Below are 7,696 nucleotides of genomic sequence, written 5' to 3'. Positions count from 1 at the left end.
GCAGCATACTCTGTGAGCAGCTCCTTCAGCCGGACGTCCACACCATTAATTAATACTTTTCGTCTATACTTTGGACAACATACTACATAGTATTTACAGGAATAGACGACATTGTTGTTTGATTTATATGTTGTGTTCATATTTGTATTATACTATAGTTCATTAGTTAATACAATTACTATTTTGTCCATATTCCATTACTTGCATAAATTCGATGGACGCGTCTTATATCCCCATAGTTGAAGCAGGGGGTTTTACGACGCATTGGATAAAATACTATATTCCAAAACGACACAAAAAAATCGCCGAACCCCAGTAAAATCAAAAGGTACAGCGATTTTTTTGTTTAGCAACTGTCAAAGACAGGAGTATAAAACGGTTTCTGACCAATGTCAAGCCAGAAAGATTTAAGCCCTCTTACATTGTCTGATTTGCCAGACAGAATTCTTATAATTCCGGAACCACTGTAGTCCATAGATGATTTCCTATTTTCTGGAAATCCCCCTCCAGTGACATCACAGTTACTACTACATCTTTATCCGGAAACGCCAGACAGAACTGACCATAATTTCCATCGGATCGATAGGAACCGGCTTCCGGATTCATTACAAACTGATATCCATATCCAAAACCGGAATAAAGATTTCCCGGACTTCCTGCCACTGAATTATCCACCAGATTGGACGTTGCCATCTTCATATACGACTCTGGCACCAGCTGTTTTCCATTATAATTTCCCTTGTGAAGAATCATCTGTCCATACCGGGTAAACTCATCAATATTCACATAAAGTCCATTAGCCGCATGCACATGCCCTTTCGGACACAAAGTCCAGTCTGGATTTCCAATTCCCAGCGGCTCAAAAAAGCGATTTCTCAAATATTCCAGAAGATTAACTCCCGCACGTTTTTCAATCGCGCAGCTGATCATATAAGTATTAAAATTGCTGTACAGCCATTCTGTTCCCGGTTTTTTTATCACTTTCGCATTCTCGAAGAAATATCGGATCCAGTCCGGAGTTGTGTAACGCTCCGGCCAGTCACAGAAAAACAGAGAGCTTTCCAAACCTGTAGTCATTGTCAGCATATTTTCCAGCGTTACATCCCCCAGATATCCTTCCGGATTCTCCGGTGCATACTCTGGAAAAATATCCACAATCTTCTCATCAAGTCGAATCAGCCCTTCATCAAGTGCGATTCCTGCCGCACAGGACACAACACCCTTGCAGGCAGACCAGGTGTTAAGGCGTGTCTTGACAGGCATTCTTTTATATTCTGCCGTTAACTGTCCTTCACGCCATATCTGCGCATACATAACATTGAGATTTTCTTTTAAAGTTTTGATAGCAAATTCATTGATCAGGTTCTGGTCTTTATTCATAAACATTAATCCTCCCACACACTTGTTTCCATCTTTACATCAGGACTTACACTTCTAAACCATCCGTAAGCCATGCATACTACAATGGCTATCAGACTGATGATTACTACCGGAAGTTTCAGGCTTCTGCAAGAATTGATAAAAATGCAGATATATGCAAACAGGCTCAAACAGCAGAGGAAATAATATTTTCCGTTAGAAATATGCATTGGTGATTTTTCCCATGCTTCTGCATGTTTTTTCGGAAGCTGGAAATAAGCATAAATCTGCAGAAATGCCAGTGCTGATGCCAGAAGCATAATATTATTTACAACATCACTGATAGAAAAGTCCAGTAACACAGGTAATATTCCCATAAGATAAGTAAATGTCATCAGTTTCCAGTAAGCCCCTCTTCTGTTCTGAGCTGCCCATGATTTCGGAAGCCATCCATCTTTACAGGACTGTGCAACCGGAATACAGTTATTGGAAATTGTTGAATTAATGGATGAAGACAGTGCAAGTACCGGACCACCAATCATAAATACTGTGAAAAGTGCCGGATTTAAAATATTTTTTGCAACCAGGGTAAGCGGCTGTCCGGCTACCTGATCCAGCGGAAGCACACCACTTGCTACAATTGCAACACCGCCATATACAACCATCAGTGTCGGAATACAGTACAGAAGTGCCTTTGGAATATCTTTATACGCTTCTTTTGCCTGTTTACCATAATTCATAATGCAGGAATATCCGTTTGTTGAATATACATACAGCATGATTGCGGAAAAGAATCCGGATGGACCATTGGAGAAAAAGTCTGGTGCTGTAAACTCAAACACCGGATTTTTCAGCTGGAGGCATCCCAGAACAATAAACAGACCAAGTGCAACAAACAGCAGGATAACCAGAATTTTCTGTACCTTCGCCATTACATCCACACCACACAGATTGATGGCAAAGAACACACTCAGGGCTGCAATTCCAAACCATTTCGCATTAATCTGCGGCCACAGGGAATTTGCATACATACCAATTGCCACACCATAAGTCGCCAGATTGATCGTCTGTGGCAAAAATCCTACTGCATACATACCGGCAACTCGTTTGCCGGCCATATCTCCTACCAGAGAATAAAATCCTCCTCCAAGTTTCAGTGTAGATGTGATCCATGGAATTGGTGCAATCATCATAAATCCCCAGATACATGCAGCTACATATGCCAACCATGCTGACTGACCAGTCAAAAGAATTGCCGGTCCGATCAGTGTCAGAACACCCGATCCAATCGCCTGTCCTACACCGATTGTATAAAGATCACTTCGTTTCAGGTAACCTGTTTTTTCTTTTATTTCCTTTACTGTTGACGACATAAAAGCCCCCCTTTTTTATTGACTTTAATATTAATAGTGTAATTAATTCTTTTTCTGACGTCATGTGAATTATTTAATGCTATATTAGCATCTAGGTTTCAAGATTTCTATTGACAATATTATTAAAAATACACACTTTAATTTGTGCATTATTTACATCTCTTTTTATATTAAGAAGAATTTTTTACTCCATTATATTGTAATCAAACTTTACACCTGTTATAATTTATTATACTAATCGTACAGTACAGGAGGTTTTCATGAAAATAGAACAGTTGATCCGTGAAAAAGTATCTTTCCTTTCTGCCGGTCAGAAGAAAGTCGCCGAATATATATTACAACACCTTGATTCATTCAGTTATTCCACCCTTGCGAAACTCAGCAAGGAAATTTCCGTAAGCGAAACCACTATCATACGCCTTGCCTATTCCCTGGGATTTGAAAGTTTTTCTGAAATGCAGCGTACTGTACAGAATGATATTCTTTCCGTTCCTACGGTTATAAAAGACGATTCACTACTGGATAGCGGAAATTTTTATCAAAACATCATTGCCAACGAACTCCATTCCATGGAAAGCTGGGCATCTCATCTGAATCAGGAAGATATGGATCAGATTGTTACCCATCTGAGCAATGCCAAAAAACGCCTCATTGTTGGTGCACGCTCTTCCTACAGTGCCGCTCTCTGGATGGGAACTCTGTTGAATCAGCTTCTTGGAAATACCAAGGTGGTTCACGAATTTTACGATTCCAATTTCGAATATCTCACAGAAGCATCCGAGGATACAGTTGTTCTTCTGATCTCTTTTGCCCGCTATACCAAATGGTCTCTGAAATATGCACAGATTGCCAAAAATCATGGTGCAAAGATACTCGCCATCACAGACAGCATTTCATCACCGGCATGGGCGCTAGCAGACCACGCTATCATTACAGAGATCAATCTCAATGAAATGGGATTTAACTCCTTCTCATGCCTCTATTGTCTGTTTGACAGTATTGTTGCAAAAATCCGCAAAACCAGGTGCAAATCCATCAGTACACGACTTCATGACCTGGAAGAACTTTATTCAGACTTTGATCTTTTTTACGAATAATAATTTCAGGGGGGGGATTATCATGCAGGAAATTTTAGATATTTTTCTTGAGAAATCAAAGCAACATCATTCCAATATCATCTACGCACAGATATATAAAAATGATCTTCTAAAAGAAGAATTCAGACTTTTTCCGGTCAAAACCCGTTTAAATATATGGTCTATCAGCAAGCCTTTTGTTGCAATGGCCACAGGTATCGCAGAACGTGAAGGACTGATCACTCTTGATGAATACATTTATCCCTGGTTTGAAAAATATTTCCCTTCCGACCCTTCTGAAAATCTGTACAAGATAAAGATCCGTGATCTTCTTACCATGTCATCCGGTCAGAAAGATCCGCTCTTTTTCTGCGATGGACCAGAGCGATACAGAGAAAAGGACTGGGTGAGATATTTCTTTCAGAATGATTCTTTTCCATATACACCCGGTACTCATTTTGTGTACAGCAATTTTTGTTCCTATATTTTATCTGTTCTTCTGGAAGAGAAATCCGGAACGGGTCTGCTGAATTATCTGCGATATCGTTTCTTTGAACCGGTTGGCATTCCGAATCCGGACTGGACCCTCTGCCCTCAGGGACATTGTATGGCAGCTAACGGACTGTATCTGACGATTGATGAATTGGCTCGTTTTGGACATCTGCTTCTGCATGAGGGTTCCCTGAACGGAAAACAGATCGTCCCAAAAAAATTCGTGATTGATGCCTGTCAGAAACATATCGATTCTTACAATCCACTGACAGAGCATCCGGATTACCAGAGCTATGGTTATGGATATTTCATATATATGGGACCTATGGAAGATACACTGATCCTGTCCGGCAATTACGGCCAATACTGCGTCGTTGATAAAAAACGTCAGATGGTATCCTGTGTCATGTCCCTGGATGGCAATGACCACAAAAAAATCCGTGATGATCTGGTAGATTCTCTTGCAGAATATTACGGTGTAAAAATTTCACATATATAAAAAAATGCCACTCCGCGGCCATATCATATGATATTCGCAATCCGCTAACGCTACTTGCTCATAAAAAAATGCCGCTCCCGCGGCCATATCATATGATATTCGCAATCCGCTAACGCTACTTGCTCATAAAAAAATGCCGCTCCCGCGGCATTTTTTTATATCACTAACCAATCCTCAACCATAGCTGTATTATGCAGCAGTACTGCCTCATTTCCCTTCGTTACAAAAATCCTCTGCACAAACACATCCACAACTTCACCTTCCCGGACGGGTTCTTCGTCAAGGCTTCTTCTGGCGCTGAGTGTAGTGTTTCCTACACGGACTTTCAGTTCCAGGCTGCTGCCGCGGAATGCGACTCGTTCTACGATGCCCTCTGTTGCGGAGCTTTTATATTTCTGTTCCTCGTTCTTCTTAGTCACTTTTACAAACTCCGGACGGACAATGGCTTTTTCGCCTCCTGGAACTTCCTCGAAGTGATTGAACACCTGGTAATCATCGATCACAGAAGTCTGCCCGAAAAATCCCGCCGTAAACGCAGTATCCGGATTCTGATAAACCTCCAGTGGAGTTCCCTTCTGCTCGATCCGTCCACGGTTAGTAATAATAATTTCATCCGCCACCTCAATAGCCTCATCCTGGTCATGGGTAACAAAAATACTGGTGATCCCTAGCTTCTCGATCATATCCTTCAGCCAGCTTCGAAGCTCCGTACGGATCTTTGCATCGATCGCCGCAAAAGGCTCATCCAGAAGGAGAAGCTGCGGATTCGGAGCCAGAGCCCGGGCAAAAGCAACTCGCTGTCTCTGACCACCGGACAGCTGACTCGGATATCTTTTCTCCAGGCCCTTCAGCCCGATCAGCTCTACCAGTTCCATAACCCTCTGCTTAATATACTTCTTATCCGCCTTCTGCACCTTCAGGCCAAATGCAATATTATCATACACCGTCATATACCGGAAAAGAGCATAATTCTGGAACACAAATCCAATGCCTCGCTCGCTGGCAGGCACATCATTGACCACTCTTCCGTCGATGATGATCTCCCCGCTGTCCGGCTGCTCCAGACCGGCGATCATACGGAGAATCGTAGTTTTTCCGCTTCCGCTGGGCCCCAGAAGACCGATCAGCTTCCCCTTTTCGATACCAAAGCTTACGTTATCAGATGCCTTGTAATCCCCATATGTTTTATTGATATTTTTTAACTCAACGTACATCGCCTTTTTCCCCCTTTCCTTTATGCTCCAGAACATTTCTTGCGATCAGAAGGATCACCGCCAGGATCACAAGAATCGAAGAAACCGCAAATGCCGGAACATACTGGAATTCGTTATAAAGAATTTCCACATGAAGCGGAAGTGTATTTGTTTTTCCACGGAGATGTCCGGACAGTACGGACACGGCTCCAAACTCTCCCATGGCTCTGGCTGTACACAGCACAACACCATAGAGAAAAGCCCACTTGATATGCGGAAATGTCACCTTGGTAAAAATCGTCCAGCCTTTTGCTCCCATCAGTGCTGCCGCCTCTTCCTCATCGGACCCTATGGATTCCAGAACCGGTATGATCTCTCTGGACACAAATGGAAATGTGACAAAGATCGTTGCCAAGACAATTCCAGGAACTGCAAACACGATCTGTATCCCTGCACTTTCAAGAACAGAATAAAGAGGACTCTGCTTTCCAAAAACCAGGATATAGATAAGACCTGCGATAACCGGTGATACTGTAACCGGAACATCGATCAAAGTGGTAAGGAGCTTTTTTCCCCGAAAATGAAATCTGGTCATTGCCCATGCCGCACACAGACCAAAGATCGTGTTGCATACAACAGCCGCAGCCGTCGCCCCAATGGTCAGCTTCAGCGCTTTCAGCGTGTACTCATCTGTCACCGCCTGCACATAGCACTGCCAGCCCTTGCTCAGCGCCTGGGTTACAACAACCACCAGAGGCAGTACCAGCATCACAAAAAGAAAGATCACGGAAATCCCGATAAGGATCCATTTCACCGGCCCGGAAGCCTGCTTCTTTTTTTCATCCATTATGCATCCCTCCCTCTGATACGTTTCGTATTTCTTGCCTGCACCAGATTCACACCAAACAGGATCAGAAATGATACTGCCAGTGTAACCAGTGCGATAGCTGTTGCGCTTTCATAGTCAAACTCCTGAAGCTTTGACATGATGATCAGCGGCGTGATCTCTGTATAATAAGGCTTGTTTCCTGCGATAAAAACAACGCTTCCGTATTCTCCCAGGCAGCGTCCGAAGGCAAGTCCCGCCCCGGAAAGCATTGCCGGCAGAAGCTCCGGAAGGATAACCCTGCGAAAAACGGTGAATGGCTTTGCACCCATGACACGGGCCGCCTCCTCATAGGAACCGTCCAGCTTCTCCAGAACCGGCTGAATGGCCCTGACTACAAAAGGGATTCCCACAAAGATCAATGCCACCGTGATACCGATTCTGGTATATGCGATCTTAATACCGAAATTTGCAAAAAAGCTTCCCACCAGACCTTTATCGGATGTCAGGGATGTCAGTGAGATACCGGCAACTGCAGTCGGCAGTGCGAAAGGCAGCTCGATCATTCCATCCATGATCCTTTTTCCCGGAAAATCATATCTTACCAGCACCCACGCAAGGACCAGTCCCATAATAGCATTGATCACTGTGGCCGCAAATGCGGTAATAAAGCTTACATAGAATCCGGACAAAACCCTCGGCCGTGTGATCACCTCAATAAATTCCCGAAAACCCAGCCGCGCCGAGTATACTGTCAAAGACGCAAGAGGGATCAGAACTACGATACTCAGCATCGCCAAAGTCACTCCCATTGTCAGTCCAAAGCCTGGTATCACACGTTTACTCTGTTGTTTCTTCATTTCTGTCTCCCCTCTTTT

8 protein-coding genes are annotated in these 7,696 nt (G+C 43.4%); 2 read left to right on the top strand and 6 right to left on the bottom strand.

Annotation, left to right across the window (positions count from 1 at the left end; genetic code table 11):
- The 3 genes from EAI83_RS14150 to EAI83_RS14140 form a co-directional block, all read right to left on the bottom strand.
- The coding region (locus EAI83_RS14150) for a transposase (RefSeq protein WP_192925833.1) at positions 1-140 on the bottom strand (140 nt) is incomplete at its 3' end.
- 307 nt (positions 141-447) lie between these two features.
- Positions 448-1,380, bottom strand: a complete 933-nt coding sequence (locus EAI83_RS14145) for a serine hydrolase domain-containing protein (RefSeq protein WP_161206383.1) — start codon at positions 1,378-1,380, stop codon at positions 448-450.
- 5 nt (positions 1,381-1,385) lie between these two features.
- Positions 1,386-2,732: an APC family permease gene (locus EAI83_RS14140; RefSeq protein ID WP_129975833.1), complete on the bottom strand. Its 1,347-nt coding sequence runs from the start codon at positions 2,730-2,732 to the stop codon at positions 1,386-1,388.
- 260 nt (positions 2,733-2,992) lie between these two features.
- Between EAI83_RS14140 and EAI83_RS14135 the strand changes: the two genes are divergently transcribed.
- Both EAI83_RS14135 and EAI83_RS14130 read left to right on the top strand, forming a co-directional pair.
- Positions 2,993-3,829 carry a MurR/RpiR family transcriptional regulator gene (locus EAI83_RS14135; RefSeq protein ID WP_021653083.1) on the top strand — a complete coding sequence of 279 codons (837 nt, stop codon included), beginning with the start codon at positions 2,993-2,995 and terminating at the stop codon, positions 3,827-3,829.
- Between the two features lie 22 nt (positions 3,830-3,851).
- Positions 3,852-4,799, top strand: coding sequence for a serine hydrolase domain-containing protein (locus EAI83_RS14130; protein ID WP_021653082.1), 948 nt, complete (start codon positions 3,852-3,854; stop codon positions 4,797-4,799).
- Between the two features lie 155 nt (positions 4,800-4,954).
- Here the strand turns inward: EAI83_RS14130 and EAI83_RS14125 are convergent, their stop codons facing one another.
- From EAI83_RS14125 to cysT, 3 genes are read right to left on the bottom strand one after another with little or no spacing between them, the layout of a single operon-like run.
- Positions 4,955-6,013: an ABC transporter ATP-binding protein gene (locus EAI83_RS14125; RefSeq protein WP_021651677.1), complete on the bottom strand. Its 1,059-nt coding sequence runs from the start codon at positions 6,011-6,013 to the stop codon at positions 4,955-4,957.
- Positions 6,003-6,839: a sulfate ABC transporter permease subunit CysW gene (gene cysW / locus EAI83_RS14120; protein ID WP_021651678.1), complete on the bottom strand. Its 837-nt coding sequence runs from the start codon at positions 6,837-6,839 to the stop codon at positions 6,003-6,005. Before cysW ends, EAI83_RS14125 begins: the two co-directional genes overlap by 11 nt.
- The gene (gene cysT, locus EAI83_RS14115; RefSeq protein ID WP_114001963.1) at positions 6,839-7,678 is read right to left on the bottom strand and encodes a sulfate ABC transporter permease subunit CysT; all 840 of its coding nucleotides are present in this window, start codon (positions 7,676-7,678) and stop codon (positions 6,839-6,841) included. Before cysT ends, cysW begins: the two co-directional genes overlap by 1 nt.
- Positions 7,679-7,696 lie beyond the last annotated feature (18 nt).

Source organism: Blautia sp. aa_0143 (genome assembly GCF_004167315.1).
Lineage (GTDB): Bacteria > Bacillota > Clostridia > Lachnospirales > Lachnospiraceae > Blautia_A > Blautia_A fusiformis.
This window is presented reverse-complemented; position numbering and strand designations above follow the sequence as displayed.